The 16,423-nt window shown below is 64.5% G+C and carries 14 protein-coding genes and 3 tRNA genes; 7 read left to right on the plus strand and 10 right to left on the minus strand.

Annotated elements, in window-relative coordinates; translation table 11 throughout:
- Nucleotides 1-71 precede the first annotated feature (71 nt).
- The 4 genes from nusA to scpB form a co-directional block, all read right to left on the minus strand.
- A complete protein-coding gene (gene nusA, locus B3098_RS06210) occupies nt 72-1,550 on the minus strand; it encodes a transcription termination factor NusA (RefSeq protein WP_286893054.1) in 1,479 nt (492 codons plus the stop codon).
- Nucleotides 1,547-2,047 (minus strand): ribosome maturation factor RimP, encoded by a 501-nt coding sequence (gene rimP / locus B3098_RS06215; RefSeq protein ID WP_175124690.1) that lies wholly within the window; start codon nt 2,045-2,047, stop codon nt 1,547-1,549. The genes nusA and rimP overlap by 4 nt, the downstream gene beginning before the upstream one ends.
- Nucleotides 2,048-2,560: 513 nt before the next feature.
- Nucleotides 2,561-4,417, minus strand: coding sequence for a pseudouridine synthase (locus tag B3098_RS06220; protein WP_286893057.1), 1,857 nt, complete (start codon nt 4,415-4,417; stop codon nt 2,561-2,563).
- Nucleotides 4,418-4,452: 35 nt separating this feature from the next.
- On the minus strand, nt 4,453-5,691 hold the full coding sequence (gene scpB / locus B3098_RS06225; RefSeq protein WP_286893059.1) for an SMC-Scp complex subunit ScpB: 1,239 nt from the start codon (nt 5,689-5,691) through the stop codon (nt 4,453-4,455).
- Nucleotides 5,692-5,754: 63 nt separating this feature from the next.
- On the opposite strand from scpB, the gene B3098_RS06230 reads away from it, so the two are divergent.
- Nucleotides 5,755-5,831 (plus strand) — tRNA-Met (locus B3098_RS06230).
- Between the two features lie 743 nt (nt 5,832-6,574).
- On the opposite strand, the gene B3098_RS06235 is transcribed toward B3098_RS06230, so the two are convergent.
- The 3 genes from B3098_RS06235 to B3098_RS06245 all read right to left on the minus strand — a co-directional run bounded on the left by B3098_RS06235 (nt 6,575) and on the right by B3098_RS06245 (nt 8,835).
- Nucleotides 6,575-7,480 (minus strand): LysR family transcriptional regulator, encoded by a 906-nt coding sequence (locus B3098_RS06235; protein WP_175124693.1) that lies wholly within the window; start codon nt 7,478-7,480, stop codon nt 6,575-6,577.
- 101 nt (nt 7,481-7,581) lie between these two features.
- Complete coding sequence (locus B3098_RS06240; protein WP_286893062.1) at nt 7,582-8,631, minus strand: CobW family GTP-binding protein; 1,050 nt, start codon at nt 8,629-8,631, stop codon at nt 7,582-7,584.
- A gap of 128 nt (nt 8,632-8,759) precedes the next feature.
- A tRNA-Asn gene (locus tag B3098_RS06245) sits at nt 8,760-8,835 on the minus strand.
- A gap of 213 nt (nt 8,836-9,048) precedes the next feature.
- On the opposite strand from B3098_RS06245, the gene B3098_RS06250 reads away from it, so the two are divergent.
- From B3098_RS06250 to B3098_RS06265, 4 genes are all read left to right on the plus strand, one after another.
- Nucleotides 9,049-9,124 (plus strand) — tRNA-Thr (locus B3098_RS06250).
- Nucleotides 9,125-9,265: 141 nt separating this feature from the next.
- Nucleotides 9,266-9,925, plus strand: a complete 660-nt coding sequence (locus B3098_RS06255; RefSeq protein WP_175124695.1) for a response regulator — start codon at nt 9,266-9,268, stop codon at nt 9,923-9,925.
- Complete coding sequence (locus B3098_RS06260) at nt 9,922-11,250, plus strand: ATP-binding protein (protein WP_286893066.1); 1,329 nt, start codon at nt 9,922-9,924, stop codon at nt 11,248-11,250. The genes B3098_RS06255 and B3098_RS06260 overlap by 4 nt, the downstream gene beginning before the upstream one ends.
- Before the next feature lie 83 nt (nt 11,251-11,333).
- Complete coding sequence (locus B3098_RS06265) at nt 11,334-12,779, plus strand: DegQ family serine endoprotease (RefSeq protein WP_175124697.1); 1,446 nt, start codon at nt 11,334-11,336, stop codon at nt 12,777-12,779.
- An 11-nt stretch (nt 12,780-12,790) separates the two neighbouring features.
- On the opposite strand, the gene maiA is transcribed toward B3098_RS06265, so the two are convergent.
- From maiA to B3098_RS06280, 3 genes are read right to left on the minus strand one after another with little or no spacing between them, the layout of a single operon-like run.
- A complete protein-coding gene (gene maiA, locus B3098_RS06270; protein ID WP_286893069.1) occupies nt 12,791-13,435 on the minus strand; it encodes a maleylacetoacetate isomerase in 645 nt (214 codons plus the stop codon).
- 49 nt (nt 13,436-13,484) lie between these two features.
- On the minus strand, nt 13,485-14,462 hold the full coding sequence (gene ispH, locus B3098_RS06275; protein ID WP_175137485.1) for a 4-hydroxy-3-methylbut-2-enyl diphosphate reductase: 978 nt from the start codon (nt 14,460-14,462) through the stop codon (nt 13,485-13,487).
- Entirely contained in the window at nt 14,462-14,938 is a 477-nt protein-coding gene (locus B3098_RS06280; protein ID WP_175184333.1) for an FKBP-type peptidyl-prolyl cis-trans isomerase, read from the minus strand. Before B3098_RS06280 ends, ispH begins: the two co-directional genes overlap by 1 nt.
- A gap of 50 nt (nt 14,939-14,988) precedes the next feature.
- Between B3098_RS06280 and radC the strand changes: the two genes are divergently transcribed.
- Both radC and kynB read left to right on the plus strand, forming a co-directional pair.
- The gene (radC, locus tag B3098_RS06285; protein ID WP_175124701.1) at nt 14,989-15,666 is read left to right on the plus strand and encodes a RadC family protein; all 678 of its coding nucleotides are present in this window, start codon (nt 14,989-14,991) and stop codon (nt 15,664-15,666) included.
- A 92-nt stretch (nt 15,667-15,758) separates the two neighbouring features.
- Complete coding sequence (gene kynB, locus B3098_RS06290) at nt 15,759-16,385, plus strand: arylformamidase (protein WP_175124733.1); 627 nt, start codon at nt 15,759-15,761, stop codon at nt 16,383-16,385.
- Nucleotides 16,386-16,423 lie beyond the last annotated feature (38 nt).

The following is a 16,423-nucleotide window of genomic DNA, read 5'->3' on the forward strand; positions in this document are numbered from 1 at the left end:
TATTACAAACAACGTGAACTTGCGGCGGATGAAGCGGCTGCAGCGCCCACCGCAGACCCGTGTCCTTTTGGTTATTCTTCGTCGAACCAATGGGCGCGGGCACGCATGATGAGATCGCTGGCTTCCTGTTCGGTCAGACCGGCGATTTCCGCCAGTTCGTCCGTTGCCAATTCGGCCAGATCATCACGCGTATGCACTTGACGCTCGGCCAGCTTGGCGGCCAGTTCCGGCGTCATGCCTTCGAGTTCAAGCAAATCCTGTGCGGTCTCAAGGCGCTCTTCCTGGGCGATTGCCTCGGTCAGCAGCGCATTGCGGGCACGGGCGCGCAACTCGTTGATGGTGTCTTCGTCAAACGCCTCGATTTCCAGCAGTTCCTGCATGGGAACGTAGGCGATTTCCTCGATACCGGTAAATCCTTCGTCGATCAGGATGTCAGCGACTTCCTCGTCGACGTCCAGCTTGCTCATGAACGTGGCGCGCAGACCCGAACGCTCGACTTCCTGGCGGTTCAGGCTTTCTTCCGGCGTCATGATGTTGATCTGCCAGCCGGTCAGTTCGGACGCCAGGCGCACGTTCTGGCCCTTGGCGCCGATGGCCTTCGGCAGGTTTTCCTCGTCCACCACGACGTCCATCGCATGCTTGTCTTCATCGACGACGATGGATTCGACGTTGGCCGGCGCCAGCGCGCCGATGACGAACTGCGCGGGGTCTTCGGACCACAACACGATGTCGACCTGCTCGCCGCCGAGTTCGTTGCGCACGGCGGTCACGCGCGAACCGCGCATGCCCACACACGTCCCGATGGGATCGATACGCTTATCGTATGCCACGACGGCGATCTTCGCACGCACGCCGGCATCGCGGGCGGCAGCCTTGATCTCGAGCAGACCCTGCTCGATTTCGGGCACTTCATTCTCGAACAGCTGACGGATGAACTCGGGCGACGTGCGCGACAGGATCACTTGCTGGCCACGCGCGGCGTGGTCAACACGCAACACGAAGGCACGGACGCGGTCGGCAACCCGGAGGTTTTCCTTGGGGATCATTTCGGAGCGCGGCAGGCGCGCTTCGATCTTGCCGGTTTCGACGATGGCGTCGCCCTTGTCCATGCGCTTGATCGTTCCGGACACGATGGTTTCACCACGGTCCAGGAAGTCGTTCAGCACCTGTTCGCGTTCGGCGTCGCGGATCTTTTGCAGGATGGCCTGCTTGGCCGCCTGGGCGCCGATACGGCCGAACTCGATGGGTTCGAGGGGCTCTTCGATGTACTCGCCTTCCTTGATGCCGGGGACGATTTCCTCGGCATCCGACAGCATTTCCTGCTTGTCGGGTTCTTGCAGACCGGCCTCGTCGGGCACGACCAGCCAGCGGCGGAAGCCTTCGTGGTCTCCCGTTTCCCTATCGATGGAAACACGAATGTCCGCATCATCCTTGAAGCGCTTTTTCATGGCCGAGGCCAGCGCACTTTCGAGAGCGCCGAACACGACGTCACGCGTGACGTTTTTTTCACGCGCCAAGGCATCGACCAACAGAAGAATTTCGCGACTCATCGCTTTTTGCCCTTGAAATCCAGAACGGGATCCAGTTTTGCACGCTCGATATCTTCGACCGTGAAATTCAACACCTGGACTTCGTTCTTTTTTGCCTCAAATTCGAGACCGAACACGGTCTTGTGCATCCCAGCAGCTGCGTCGGCTGCGGCCTCGTCTTCCGGCACGGTCAACGTGCCCGAGAAGACCTTGCGGCCGTCCAATGCCTCACGCAGCTTGATTTCGATGCGCTCGCCTGCGAAACGGCGGAACTCGGCCTCGGTGCGCAGCGGGCGGTCAACACCCGGCGAACCCACTTCGAGGCGCTTGTAGTCGATGTTCTCGACCTCATAGACCCGCGACAATTGGCGGGACACCTGCTCGCAGTCTTCGATGCGCACACCGCCGACCCGATCGATCGTGACGCGCAAAAGGCCCAGGGCGGCACGTTCCACGTCGACAAGTTCGACGTCCATGCCGGCCAGAGCCTCTTCGGTCAATGCGAATAAATCAGCCATATACTCAAAAAAAATGGGCTGTACGCCCAGCCCACCGATATTGCACAGAGCCCAGCCGCTTCCCTACTACACGTAAGGAGCAATGCTGGGCAGTGCCCTATATTGCGACCTAATTTTTGGCTTGCGCCGCCCTGATTCCCGACCCGGTGCCGGACCCGGCTTTCGCCGGACTTGGCTGGGTACTCAGGCGCCTGTGCGCCTTCCGCGAATAGCGGTACGCGCCAAGGAGATTGCTGCAAACAGCGCCCGGCCACACGCCAGCCAGCAACACGCCAGCACAAGGCCGTGCGCCCGATCGGCCCAAATGCAGCCAACAAGCACGCAGCCGACGAGCTTTTTGCGGTAAAGCGCACTTAAAGAATCCAGTGCTTCCAGCAAAAAGCCATGACGCGAAGCCATGAAAACCATTGATTTTACCAGATAAACGGGAAAATCGCCTGATTCGTCACGGGCTTACGTTTATATGGGACGGATGCGGGGCGGCGGCGCAGTCTGCGGGCCGCCCTGCGGGGATCAGCGACCCTGACGTCCCCGGCCACCGCCCATGACGCCCAGCCGCGATTCGTGAGCCGAAGCGCTGCGGGGTTGCCAATCGTCGCCACGCTGGCCGCCGTCGGCGCGGGGACCGCCACTACGCGGCGCACGCGGCTTGCCACCGGCGCCCGGACCCTTGTTGTTGCCGCCGGTGCGCGCGCCTTCGGCCTTGTTGCCGCCGCGACCGCCCGCAGCGGGCTTGCCGCCACGACCCGGATTGCCGCTACGCGCGCCTGCCGGTTTGCCGCCAGCCGGCTTGCCGCCGCCGGGCTTGCCACCGGACTTGCCGCCAGGACGGCGGCCAGCGCCAGCCGGCGCATCGCCCATGCCGCCCGCTGCGGGGTTGCCGACCACCGGGCTGCTCGCCATCGGATGGCCGGCCGCGGCGTTCGCTGCGGCGCGGGGACCGCGCGCATTGCCGCCCGCGCGCCCACCCGGCTTGCCGCCGGCCTTGCCGCCCTGCTTGCCACCGGACTTGCCGGCGCCCGCGGAGCGCGGACCCGATTTGCCCTTGCGATTGCCCAGGCCGGGCTCGCCCGAAAGCGGGTGGCCGTTGGCGTAACCACCGGCGATCATGAGCCCGGTGCCGAAAGGATCAGAAGGACACGCCGCAGCCTGCCCTGCACTGCCCAGGCCGCCGCCCTGCAACTTGCCACGGCGACCGATGCGGGCGCCGTTCATGCCATTGCGGTCGAGCGTGCCGAATCCGGGAGGCAAGGCGCTGTCGTGCGATTGCGGCTGCTTGGAGCGACGACGGTTGCCCGACGAATCGTCGTCATCGCGCAACAGTCCCAACTGGACCATCAGCGCGGTCACCAGCGAAGCGTCCAGTTCGTCCCAGCGGCCACGGCGCAGCGTGCGCGGCAGCACGACATCTCCGAAGCGCGTGCGGATCAGGCGGCTGACAGTGACGCCGACCGCTTCAAACATGCGGCGGACTTCGCGGTTACGGCCTTCCTGCAGCGTGACACGGTACCAGCGGTTGCTGCCGTCTCCGCCCAGGTAGTCCAGCGCGCCGAACGCGGCCAAGCCGTCTTCGAGTTCGATGCCGTCGACCAGCGATTGGCGCTGCGCCTCGTCCATTTCGCCCAGGACACGAACGGCGTACTCGCGTTCCGTGCCATAGCGGGGGTGCATGATCCGGTTGGCCATGTCGCCCGACGTCGTGAAAATCAGCAGGCCTTCGGTGTTCAGGTCAAGGCGGCCCGCCGAGAGCCACTTGCCGGTACGCAGCTTGGGCAGCCGGGCAAACACGCTGGCGCGGCCACCGGGGTCGTCGTGGCTGACGATCTCGCCGGCGGGCTTGTGATACAGGATCACGCGCGGCGGCTTTTTCGTGTTGGTGCGCATGATGGGCTTGCCATTGACACGCACCTGATCATTAGGCCCCACGCGCTGACCGATATGCGCAGGTTCGCCGTTGACGGACACCCGGCCCGCGACGATCAGCTCTTCCATTTCGCGGCGCGACCCGATGCCTGCGTCGGCCAGCACCTTGTGCAGCTTGGGCATGACCGCTTCGCTGTTCAGGTACTTGCCCAGACGCTGCTCCATGCGGTCAGCCGTATCCAGGTAGGACAGCGCCTGCTCGGCTTCCTGCTCGCCACCCCGGGAGTCCACGGACTCGACCGGTGCGGCGGGCGCAGTGGCCTGCCCTTCGGCGGCGGGCGCCTGTTCGGCGGCAGCGTCGCCACGGCGGCGACGGAACGGGGTCCTCAGCTTGCGGCCGCGGCTGCGGGCGCCGGCTTCGCCTTCGGCGGCCGGTTCGCGCGCGGCGGAGGATTCCGGCTGCGCGCCGGCAGCGGCGTCATCCGAACGGGGGGTGTCGTCCTGCATTGCTGTATTCGTTGTCACTGGGACAGCTCCGAATTTCAAACTTGGGTAGGCCTGCCGGGAGCAGGCTCGTCATCATCTGGGGACGCCGAATCCGGTTCAGACCCGGACCGGTCGGGGTCTGCCTGTTCCGAGGCCGCGGCGGCAGCATCGGGTTCGGGCTGAACGGCCTCGTCAAGACCATGAACGGGCTCACGCCTGGCGTCGCCAGGGGCCTCGGCATCGGTCTTGTCAGTCGGGTCAGTCGGTTCCGCGTGTTTTGCGTTCTCGACTCTTTCCTTTGCAGCACCGGCCTCGGAGGCATCGGCGGCCATATCGGAAATGTCGTTGCCAGCTCTGTCGTCGGGAAGATCGGACGAGAGCGGCGTATTGGACAAGCCTTCGGCTTGCTCCCGGACGGTGGATTCGTCGGCGGGATCCGCGCCTTCTTCTGTGCGCGAAAGCTGGGATTCTACGCTATCGATGGCCGCTATGGGGACATCGTCTTCCGAAACAGACAATTCCGCAACGGGGAAAATCTCGGAGGATTCAGCATCAGGATCGGCGGCAAGCGGATTTTCGTCTTCTTGCGACGCTTGTTGTGGGGCGTCCGCCCCGTCCTGGACGATGTCGTCCGCCCCGGAAACGGACGCTTGCGCGCCATCTTCCGCCGGCAACGCGTCCGCACCGCCCTCGCCATCAGCCGGTTCCGGCGTCTCGCCCAGCACCTGCTGCACCTCGCCCAGATCCAGCCCGGCGAGCGCGGCGGCAGCGTGCGCGGTTTCGAGCGGCGGCAGCTCGTCCAGCGCACGCAGCCCCAGATCGTCAAGGAACTGGCGCGTAGTGCCGAACAGCGCGGGACGACCCGGCGCGTCGCGGTGGCCAATGACTTCGATCCAGCCGCGGTCCTCGAGGGCCTTCACGATCTGCGACGAAACCGTCACGCCGCGGATATCTTCGATGTCGCCGCGCGTCACGGGCTGGCGCCAGGCGACGATGGCAAGCGTTTCCATCACGGCGCGCGAATACTTGGGCGGCTTTTCAGGGCTGAGGCGCTCAAGGTAGCGCTGCATGCTGGGGCGGCTCTGGAAACGCCAGCCGGAGGCGAGCTGTACAAGCTCCAGCCCGCCGTCGGCCCAGTTGCCTTGCAAGGTCTCCAGAAGCCGGCGCACCGTGCCGCTGTCGAATTGTTCATCATCCCCGAACAGCTTGCGCATATCGGAAATCTGCATCGGCTGAACCGCGCACAGCAGCGCGGTTTCCAGCACGAGTATTGCCTCGCTATCGTTCATCGACATCCAAATTCAAAAATGGGCTAACTTGCGCTTGGTTGGAAATAAGGTTAATATTCTTTTCTCAGACGCGGGGTGGAGCAGTCTGGCAGCTCGTCGGGCTCATAACCCGAAGGTCGTAGGTTCAAATCCTGCCCCCGCAACCAATTTGATGAAGGCCTGGCATTCGCCGGGCCTTTTTCATTTGCGGCGCCGGATTCAAAATAAATAAACGAGCGATCGGCGTGGCAATTCAAACCCGCGTGGCAGTTCAAATTCGTGCCGCGATTCAAACGCACGCCGCGATTCAATCCCGCACCGCAGCTCAAACCGGATATCCCAACGCGACGCTCGCCCGCAAACCGCCGAGCCGCCGCAAAAGCGGCGACGCAACAGTCAATGTTGGCATGCGAAATTGTCACTGGGTTCCTGTTTACCGCCACGCCCACACCTCATGGCGCCGCCCTGCGCTAAAACCACCACACTAGCGCCCGTAAGGCGGAATGCCTGCCGCGGCTGCGCGGCTGCGCGGCTGCGGCAAAACGTCTGAGCAAATTCTGGAAAAGCTGGCGCCAGCAACGCTGACGCCTGTCGCCAATATGGCCGCGGAACGCGCCGGAACCTCCGGCACCAACCCTTTCCGCGAAGATTGATAGCAAAGACTAGAACCGACGGGCATCGGCCATTGCCGTGCGGCCGAACGCCGCTGCCAGACCGGCTCGCCCCCTTGCGCAAACCGAGCCGGGCTCTGGATTGCGCCGGCCTGCCACCAGGCCGGAACGATTGTTAGGTATTTTTTGGGTCAAAAGCTGGCAAATTATACCGCCATCTATTCAGGCCTCAAGCTGCGGCGTACCCGTTATCGGCCCGCCAACCCGCCGCGCCAGCCTACCCCTCACCCGTCCGCCGCTCAGCCCGCCGGCTTGTCCCACGGCGCCGACCCCAGCCGCTCGGCTAGATAATCCATCATCGAACGCAAAATCAGGGGCATCTGCCGGCGCGAGGCGTACACACCATAAATGCCTAGCTCCTGGGGTTTGCATTGGGGCAGGATGACCTGCAGCTTGCCCGACGCGATGTATTCGGCCGCATAGTACGTGGGCAACATCGCGATACCCGCCCCTTCCACAGCGGCACTGCACAACACCGAGACTTCGTTGGCACTGATGCTTCCCCCCACGGGCACGTCGACCGGCTCGCCATCGCGCTCGAAACGCCACAGGCTCTTGCCGAAATACGAATGGGTCAGGCAGTTGCGCAACGACAGATCCTCGACGCGCGCAGGCACACCTTCGCGCGCGAGATATTCCGGGGAGGCGCAGACCACCGATCGGCACACCGCCAGCTTGCGCGCAATCAGATTGGGATCCAAATCATTGGTGATGCGCACCGCGAGGTCGACCCGCTCTTCCACCAGATTGACCGCGCGCTCGACCAGCATCAGATCCACGGACGTTCCGGGGTGGCGTTTGACGTAGTCGGTGACAGCCGGCGCCAGATGGCGGGCGCCAAACGACATGCTCGTCGTGATGCGCAGCAGGCCGCGCGGCGTATCCTCGGGCGTGGCGACGGCGCTGTGCAGATCGCCGACCATATCCAGCATCTGGCGGCAGCGCGGCAGGGTTTCGGCGCCAGCCGGCGTGAGGCTCAGGCGCCGCGTCGTGCGATGCAGCAGGCGCACCCCAACCCATTGCTCCATCTCGGCCAGGTAACGCGACACCATGGCGCGAGACATGTCCAGATGCACGGCGGCCGCCGACAGGCTGCCCCGATCGGCAACCTCAACGAACACCTGCATGGCTTTCAGTCGATCCATCACTGTCTCGGCAAGTGCATCAGACCGTACCGGTTATACCGTATTTCCGTGCAGCATCCGCAACGGAATATCGATCAATGAAACGGGGTCCTTCGGCGCGATCACGCGGACGATTGGCCTAATGCGTGGCGCACAGCGGCAGCCACGTCCGGCACGACCAAGCCGCGAACGATGAACACCAGCCGCGAGACGCGCACATCATCCGGCCATTCGTTCAAGGACTGCAACGGATACAACTCGCCATGCACGCCATGCACTTCACATGGACTTGATTCACCGGCGAAACACACGATGCCTTTCATCCGGAGCACGCCCTGCCCATAGCGCTCCTGGATACGCGCGATGCCTGCCAGAAACGCCGCTCGACTCAGCGGCGTTTCCAGCGTGAGCGAAAAACTGCTTACGTCCGCATGCCGCACAGCGGCCGATGACGAGAATGCGCCAAGCCACTTTGCCGCGGCCTTCCCGTCGCGACGAGCAAGCAGGTCAGACCCTTGGAGCAAGCCATCGGCCAACGGGGCATCCGGGCGTTGCACGTCGCGCCGCGCGCCAGGATTGATGGCCTCGATCGCCAGTTCGACTTCGTGCAATTGCGCCGCATCGACAAGATCGGATTTGCTGATTACGACGGTATCAGCAAGCGCAAGCTGCCGGGCCGCCTCGGGCTGCGCACGCAGTTGTTCCGCGCCGTGCGCAGCCGACACCACGACGATTGCGCCGCGATACGCGTAGCGCTCGGCCAGAAAGCGTTCGTGCTTCAGTGTGAAGAGGATGGGCGCCGGATCGGCAAGACCGCTGGTTTCGATGATGACGTGCCGGAACGGCTTGATCTTGCGCGCGAGCGCCTGCATGAAGAGATCACGCAGGGTGTCGACCACCGAACCGCTGACCACGCAGCACAGGCACCCACCCTCGACCAGCACGACCTTGTCCGGCGCCAGACGCACCAGATGATGGTCCACGCCGATATCGCCATATTCATTGACGATGACCACCGCGTCGGCATAGTCAGGCGCTTGCAGCAGCCGGTTCAAGAGCGACGTCTTGCCGGCGCCCAGAAAGCCCGAGATGACGGTGACACCGATGCGCTTGTCTTGCACCGGCCGGTCGCCCTGCCCGCCTTGATCGCGGCCGCGCTTGTCGTCATTCATGCCGATCGCCTTAGTTGTCGATGCGCACTTGGTAAATACCCATGCTGTGGCCTACACGCACAGAGACGCGAACACCACCGCAAAAACCAAAAGGGCCACTCACTTGCGTGAGCGGCCCAAAATTCTTTTGGCTCCCCGAGCTGGGCTCGAACCAGCGACCTGCGGATTAACAGTCCGTCGCTCTACCGACTGAGCTATCGGGGATCTGCCAAGACCGAAATTATGAACTAAAAATTCGGCGCATGCAAATCTCGTTTTTTTCTGAATTTTTTGCGCTTCTTGTTGCCCATCGCGAAAAAACTCTGATATAGTTTCGGTCTTTCCAGATCGGGCCCTAAAAAAGCCGACGAACTGGAAGAAAAAAGATGTTTTGCTAGCGCTTTCCGGCTTGGTCCAGAAACAAAAGCAAATGGTCTTGCCGGCATAGCTCAGTTGGTAGAGCAGCGCATTCGTAATGCGAAGGTCGTAGGTTCGACTCCTATTGCCGGCACCAGATTTCCAAAAAGCAGCCCTCTCGGGCTGCTTTTTTCATTTCACCCCTGCCCGCCCTCACCCCCACCCCGCCGCCCTGGTCGGGAACTCGCGCTGATCGCCGCGCGTCCAACCCCCTTGGACCATCCCAGCGGAATAAACCATGCGCATTCTTCTCGTGGAAGACGACATGATGATCGGCGAAAGCGTACTGGACTGCCTGCGCGCGGAACACTACGCCGTCGATTGGGTTCGGGACGGCAGCGCGGCGGACTCTGCGCTGCGCACCGATCCTTACGACCTTGTACTGCTCGACCTGGGCCTGCCCAAGCGGGACGGACTGACGTTGCTGCGCGACATGCGCACCCGCAAGGACCGCACGCCGGTGCTCATCGCCACTGCGCGCGACGCGGTCAGCGACCGGATCGCCGGGCTGGACGCTGGTGCCGACGACTACATCGTCAAACCCTATGACGTGGACGAACTGCTGGCGCGCATGCGGGCACTGATCCGCCGCAGCGCGGGCCGGGCCGAGCCCATTTTCGAGCACGACGGCGTCACCATCGACCCGCAATCGCACGCCGCCATGGTCGACGGCGCGCCGGTGGCGTTGACCGCGCGCGAATGGGCGGTGCTGGAACCGCTGATCGCGCGGCCCGGCATGATTTTTTCGCGCGCACAGCTCGAGGAAAAACTCTATAGCTGGAAAGACAGCATCAGCAGCAATGCCGTTGAGGTTTATATTCATGGCCTGCGCAAGAAACTGGGTCCCAACCTGATCCAGAACGTCAGAGGCGTCGGCTATGTCATCCCCAAAACATGAGCATTCCGCTTAGCTATTCGCTGAGAGCCCGGCTGCTTTTCTTTCTGCTGGCCGCCATCGCGGTCGGTGCGCTGGTGCAAGGCGCAATCGCCTACCGCAGCACCCTGGCGCAGGCCGACGACATCTTCGACTCGCTGCTGCAGCGCACCGCCCTGTCGTTGGGCACCGGCGACGGGCTGCTGAGCACCGGCCCCACACATGCGCGCGGCGCCGGATCGCCAGTTGCCGATGACCTCATCATCCAGATCTGGACGCCGGACGGCTTGCGCGTCTTCAACTCACGCTCGCGCCTGCGCCTGCCCAGCCAGATCGTCTTGGGATTTTCCGACGCGAAGCTGGAAGGCGAAACCTATCGCGTGTATTCGCTGGCCACGCCCTTCCAGGTGATTCAGGTGGCGCAGGACATGCGCGTGCGCAAGAACATGGCCAGCGCCCTTGCGCTGCGCACCGTCGCGCCGATCGCCGCCGCCGCGCCGCTGCTGATGCTGATCATCTGGTGCGTCGTCAGTTGGTCGCTGCGTCCGGTCAAGCGCGCGCGCGCCCAGGTGGCCGCGCGCCAGCCCGAAGATCTGTCGCCCGTCAGCGTACGCGGGCTGCCTGATGAAATCCGCCCGCTGGTGCAGGAACTGAATCTGCTGCTCGAACGCATGCGCGGCGCTTTTGCGCAGCAGAAGCAATTCGTGGGCGACGCGGCGCACGAACTGCGCTCGCCGCTGGCGGCGTTGCGCCTGCAGATGCAGGCGCTGCAGCGCGCAGCAGACCCCGCCGCGCGCCAGCTTGCCGAACAGCGCCTGACTGCCGGCATCGACCGCGCTACGCGGCTGGTCGAACAGTTGCTGTCGATGGCGCGCCAGGAAGGCGCCCAGGAGCAGACGCCGCTGGCGCCGGTGGATCTGGCGGACGTGCTGCGCCAGGCCCTGTCCGAGACACTACCCGAGGCGAACGCCAAATCCATCGACGTCGCGCTGGACGGCGATACGCAAGCGCAGATGCAGGGCAATCGCGATGCGCTGGTGCTGCTGGTGCGCAATCTGCTGGACAACGCGATCAAGCACTCGCCTGCCGGTGGCCGCATCGGGATGCGTCTGGAACACGGCCCGGGCCGCATTTCGCTGATGATCGACGACGAGGGACCCGGCATCCCGGTCCATGAGCGCGAACGCGTGTTCGACCGCTTCTACCGGGCCGAAGGCAACACGACGCATGGCAGCGGATTGGGACTGGCCATCGCACGCACCATTGCCGACCGCCACGGCGCAACCATCACCCTTGAAGACGCGCCGTCCGGCCAAGGCCTGCGGGCGCGCGTCAATTTTCCCGCTTAGCCTGGATTTTTCGCGCTTAAGTTTCCCCTAAGTGTGCGGCCCGAAGATAGCGCCATGTTCCCAACATGATCGCAGGAGCCGACATGAAGACCACGCAAATCAAACCCTCGCGCCTCGTCCTGGCGCTGCTGGCAGCCGGCGCCATTGGCGGCGCAGGCGCAACCGCCTTGACCGGCAGCGTTTCGATGGCTGCCGAAGCCCCCGCCGCCACCGCTGCGTCCCAGCCGATCAGCGCGTCCGTGCCGCCCAACTTCGCGCAGATCACGCGCGAGTCCGGTCCGGCCGTCGTCAACATCAGCGTCAGCGGCACGCGCAAGGTGTCGGCCGCCGAAAGCGACGACCCGTTCGCGCAGTTCTTTGGCCAGGTGCCCGGCGCTCGTGGCCGCGCGCCGGCTCGTGAAGTCCCGATGCGCGGCGAAGGCTCGGGCTTCATCGTCAGTTCCGACGGCATCATCCTGACCAATGCGCACGTGGTCCAGGACGCCAAGGAAGTGACCGTGAAGATGACCGACCGCCGCGAATACAAGGCCAAGGTCCTGGGCGCCGACCCGCAGACCGACGTCGCCGTCATCAAGATCGAGGCGAAGAACCTGCCGGTCATCAAGGTGGGCGACGTGAACAAGCTGCAGGTGGGCGAATGGGTGCTGGCCATCGGCTCGCCCTACGGCCTGGAGAACACCGCCACCGCCGGCATCGTCAGCGCCAAGGGCCGTTCGCTCCCGGACGACACCTCGGTGCCGTTCATCCAGACCGACGTGGCCGTGAACCCCGGCAACTCGGGCGGTCCGCTGTTCAACGACCGCGGCGAAGTCGTGGGCATCAACTCGCAGATCTACAGCCGCACCGGCGGCTTCCAGGGCCTGTCGTTCTCGATTCCCATCGACCTGGCCTACAAGATCAAGGACCAGATCCTTGAGCACGGCAAGGTGCAGCATGCGCGCCTGGGCGTGACGGTGCAGGAAGTGAATCAGGACCTGGCCGACTCGTTCAAGCTGGATTCGCCGTCGGGCGCACTGGTGTCGAGCGTCGAAAAGGGCAGCGCCGCCGAAAAGGCCGGCCTGCAGCCGGGCGACGTGGTGCGCAAGATCGACGGCAAGACCATCGTGTCTTCCGGCGACTTGGCTTCGACGATCACCATGGCCGCCCCCGGCGAGAAGATCAAGCTGGACGTATGGCGCAACGGCGGGCAGAAGGAGATGGTCGCAACGCTGGGTGGCGTGCCCAAGGACAAGACCCAGGCGTCGGCCGACGGCCAGGAAGTGCAGCGCGGCCAGCTTGGCCTGGCGCTGCGCCCCCTGAGCCCGCAGGAGCAGCAGGAGTCGGGTGCGGAAGGCCTGCTCATCGAGCGTTCTGCAGGCCCCGCCGCCAAGGCTGGCATTCAGCCCGGCGACGTGCTGCTGTCCCTCAATGGGGTGCCGGTACACAACGTCGGCCAGGTGAAGGCCGAGTTGTCGAAGGCGGGCAAGACCGTAGCCTTGCTGGTGCAACGCGGCGAAGACAAGATCTTCGTGCCGGTGCAGATCGGCTGATCAGCCGGGCATCACTCCGCGTCGGGCTGGTTGCCCGGCGCGGCCGCTTCAAATGCCGGCAGGGCCCGGCACGCCGCGTCGATGCGCAGCACATTGGGCATGGCCGACAGGTCACACTCGAAGCGCTGCGCATTCGCCACTTGCGGCACCAGGCACAGGTCAGCGATGGTCGGCGTGTCGCCGTGGCAGAACTTACCCGTGGCGCGGGAAGCAGCCAGTTGGGTTTCCAACGCTTCAAGCCCCTGATGCACCCAGTGCTTGTACCAGGCCGTCTTGGCGGCTTCATCCACGCCCAGCGTGTGCTTCAGATACTTCAGCACGCGCAGGTTGTTCAGCGGGTGCGTATCGCAGGCGATGCCCAGCGCCAGATCGCGCACACGCGCACGGCCGATGGCGTCGGCAGGCAGCAGCGGCGTTTCCGGGTGCGTTTCTTCCAGGTATTCGATGATCGCCAACGATTGGCCGATGACCGCATCGCCGTCGACCAGCGTGGGAACCAGCGCAGTCGGGTTCACCTTGCGGTAGCCGGCCGACAACTGCTGGCCGCCCTCCTTCAGAAGATGAACGGGCACGGTCTCATACGGCAGGCCCTTCAGGTTCAGGGCAATGCGTACGCGATACGCGGCCGAGCTGCGGAAGTAGCTGTAAAGCTGCATGGTGTCTCCTCGGTATTCTTGTGGCGCCGCCCGCGTGGGCGGCGCTTGTTCATTCCAGCGATTCGGTCTGGGCCGCCTTGCGCGACAAGCCCTTGGGCAGGGGGAACGCGACGTTTTCTTCCAGCCCCGGCATCTTGCGCACCGAGACGGCGCCCAGTTCCTTGACGCGCGCGATCACCTGCTGCACCAGCACTTCCGGCGCCGAGGCGCCCGCGGTCACGCCGATGCGCTTGCGGTCGACGAGCCAGGCGGGGTCGATGGATTCCGCGCCGTCGATAAGATAGGACGCGACGCCCTTGCGCTCGGCCACTTCGCGCAGGCGATTGGAGTTCGAGCTGTTGGGGCTGCCCACGACCAGCACCAGATCGCATTCCGGCGCCAGGATCTTGACCGCATCCTGCCGGTTCTGCGTGGCGTAGCAGATGTCGCTTTTCTTGGGCTCGGCGATGCTGGGAAAGCGCGCCTTCAGCGCCTGCGACACCGCGGCCGCGTCATCGACCGACAGCGTGGTCTGCGTGACGTAGGCCAGGTTTTCGGGATCGGTGACTTCGAGGCTGGCGACGTCTTCGACGGTTTCGACGAGGTACATGCCGCCCTGCGCCTGGCCCAGGGTGCCTTCGACCTCGGGATGCCCCTTGTGGCCGATCATGATGATCTCGCGGCCGGCGGCGCGCATGCGAGCGACTTCGATGTGAACCTTGGTGACCAGCGGGCAGGTGGCGTCAAAGACCTGCAGCCCGCGCGCTTCCGCTTCAGCGCGCACGGCCTTGGAGACGCCATGCGCCGAAAACACCACGATGGCGCCCGCGGGCGCATCGTCGAGCTCGTCGATGAAGATGGCGCCCTTGGCGCGCAGGTCTTCCACGACGTAGCGGTTGTGAACGATCTCGTGACGCACATAGATGGGCGCGCCGTGCAGTTCGATGGCCCGTTCGACGATATCGATGGCGCGATCCACGCCTGCACAGAAGCCGCGCGGCTGCGCCAGCAGGACTTCGGCGTCGGAGGCGGTGACAGCCTGGCTCATCAAAGCACTCCCAGCAGCGCCACGTCCACTTTCAGGCTGATGCCTGCCAGCGGGTGGTTGAAATCGAATAGCGCGGATTCGTCGTTGATTTCCTTGAGGACGCCCGAATAGCGGCCGCCGTTGGGCGCGGTGAATTCCACGAGGTCGCCGGGTTCGAACGTGGCGTCCTCGCCGGCGTGCTGCGCCAGCATGGCGCGCGTCACGCGCTGGATCAGTTCGGGATTGCGGTCGCCGTAGGCGTCTGCCGGCTCGATGGTGACGCTGAACTTGTCGCCCTCGGCGCGGCCGACCAACGCGGCCTCCAGGCCAGGCGCCCACTGCCCGCCGCCCATCTGCAACGTGCCGGGACGGCCGTCGAAGGTGTCGGTGAACACGGAACCCGCCCCCGGGCCCGAGGCCAGGGTGATGCGGTAATGCAGCGTCAGGTAGGAATCCGGACGGACCAAAACGTTCACTTCATTAGAGGCGATGCTCACGATCTGCCACCGTATGGGTATTTGAGTAAACCCTGATTTTAGAGCCTCTTATGAAATTGTCCGTCCGGCTGCCAAAACAAGACCGTCCCCGAGAGCGTCTGCTCCGTCACGGGGCCGCATCGATCCAGGATGCCGAGCTGCTGGCCGTCGCGCTGCGCACGGGGATTCCAGGGCTGAATGTAGTGGATCTGTGCCGTCAATTGCTGGACCGGTTCGGCGGGCTGCGCGGGTTGCTGAGCACCTCGCCCCAGGACCTGATGTCCATCGCCGGATTAGGGGCGTCCAAAGCCTGCACCCTGGCGGCGCTGCTGGAACTGGCCCGCCGCGCCATGGAAGAAGACCTGGTCCGGGACACCGCCATGAACCACCCCACCCGAGTGAAACAATATTGCAAGGCGGCGCTCGGCCATCTGCAAGTGGAGCACTGCATCGCCCTGTACCTGGACGCCCAACTGCGCCTGATCGCCACGGGCGAACTGGCGCGGGGCACGCTCTCGCAGGCGGCGGTCTACCCGCGGGAGGTCGTGCGCGAGGCCTTGCGCCACCACGCGGCGGCTCTCATCGTGGCGCACAACCACCCGTCCGGCGTGGCTTCGCCCAGCGCGGCAGACCACGGCTTCACGCGGCACCTGAAGGAAGCCCTGGCGCTCGTGGACATCAAACTGATCGACCACCTGATCGTCGCGGGAGGCTCGGCGGTGTCGCTGGCTGAACTGGGCTGCCTCTGACCGCTACAAGCGCCGGAATTCCGTTAGACTACCGCCCGATATTGTTTTAGGCTTAACCTAATTCCGGCCCTCGCGACCTTTCCTTGCCCGCCATGAAACGCCTGTGGGACATTTCCCCGCCCGTCTCGACGGCATCTCCCGTCTTTCCGGGCGACACGCCGTACCGCCAGCAATGGAAGTGGACGCTCACGCCCGGCTGTCCGGTCAACGTCAGCGAAATCACGATGTCGCCGCACATCGGCGCGCATGCCGACGCCCCGCTGCACTACCAGAACGGGGCCGCAGCCATCGGCGCGGTTTCGCTTGAACCCTTCCTGGGTCCTTGCCGCGTAATCCATGCGATCGACTGCGGCGATCTCATCACGATCGACCATCTAGCCCATGCGGCGCACAACCTGCCGCCCCGCGTGCTGGTGCGCACCGCCAAGCACGCCGCGCAGGACTGGTGGACGGATGACTTCTCCGCCTACGCGCCCCAGACCATCGAATGGCTGGCCGAACGCGGCGTCATGCTGATCGGTCTGGACACCGCCAGCATCGACCCCGCTTCCAGCAAGACCCTGGACAGCCACCATACGATCTTGCGGCACGACATGCGGGTACTGGAGAACCTGGTGCTCGATGACGTGCCGGAAGGCGATTACGAGTTGATCGCCTTGCCGTTGGCGCTGATCCAGGCCGATGCCAGCCCGGTCCGCGCGGTCCTGCGCGAACTGTAGGCTGATTTGCCGGCCCGGGCGCGGCTGCCCGACAGCAG

This window comes from Achromobacter sp. UBA2119, assembly GCF_002331005.1.
Taxonomy (GTDB): Bacteria; Pseudomonadota; Gammaproteobacteria; order Burkholderiales; family Burkholderiaceae_B; genus Achromobacter; species Achromobacter animicus.

What these genes read in the sequence shown, in the direction of transcription:
- maiA (WP_286893069.1), bottom strand. Translation starts at nt 13,435, where the DNA reads ATGCAGCTTTACAGCTACTTCCGCAGCTCGGCCGCGTATCGCGTACGC.
- rimP (WP_175124690.1), bottom strand. Translation starts at nt 2,047, where the DNA reads ATGGCTGATTTATTCGCATTGACCGAAGAGGCTCTGGCCGGCATGGAC.
- scpB (WP_286893059.1), bottom strand. Translation starts at nt 5,691, where the DNA reads ATGTCGATGAACGATAGCGAGGCAATACTCGTGCTGGAAACCGCGCTG.
- B3098_RS06265 (WP_175124697.1), top strand. Translation starts at nt 11,334, where the DNA reads ATGAAGACCACGCAAATCAAACCCTCGCGCCTCGTCCTGGCGCTGCTG.
- B3098_RS06240 (WP_286893062.1), bottom strand. Translation starts at nt 8,631, where the DNA reads ATGAATGACGACAAGCGCGGCCGCGATCAAGGCGGGCAGGGCGACCGG.
- kynB (WP_175124733.1), top strand. Translation starts at nt 15,759, where the DNA reads ATGAAACGCCTGTGGGACATTTCCCCGCCCGTCTCGACGGCATCTCCC.
- ispH (WP_175137485.1), bottom strand. Translation starts at nt 14,462, where the DNA reads ATGAGCCAGGCTGTCACCGCCTCCGACGCCGAAGTCCTGCTGGCGCAG.
- B3098_RS06220 (WP_286893057.1), bottom strand. Translation starts at nt 4,417, where the DNA reads ATGCAGGACGACACCCCCCGTTCGGATGACGCCGCTGCCGGCGCGCAG.
- B3098_RS06260 (WP_286893066.1), top strand. Translation starts at nt 9,922, where the DNA reads ATGAGCATTCCGCTTAGCTATTCGCTGAGAGCCCGGCTGCTTTTCTTT.
- B3098_RS06235 (WP_175124693.1), bottom strand. Translation starts at nt 7,480, where the DNA reads ATGGATCGACTGAAAGCCATGCAGGTGTTCGTTGAGGTTGCCGATCGG.
- B3098_RS06255 (WP_175124695.1), top strand. Translation starts at nt 9,266, where the DNA reads ATGCGCATTCTTCTCGTGGAAGACGACATGATGATCGGCGAAAGCGTA.
- nusA (WP_286893054.1), bottom strand. Translation starts at nt 1,550, where the DNA reads ATGAGTCGCGAAATTCTTCTGTTGGTCGATGCCTTGGCGCGTGAAAAA.
- radC (WP_175124701.1), top strand. Translation starts at nt 14,989, where the DNA reads ATGAAATTGTCCGTCCGGCTGCCAAAACAAGACCGTCCCCGAGAGCGT.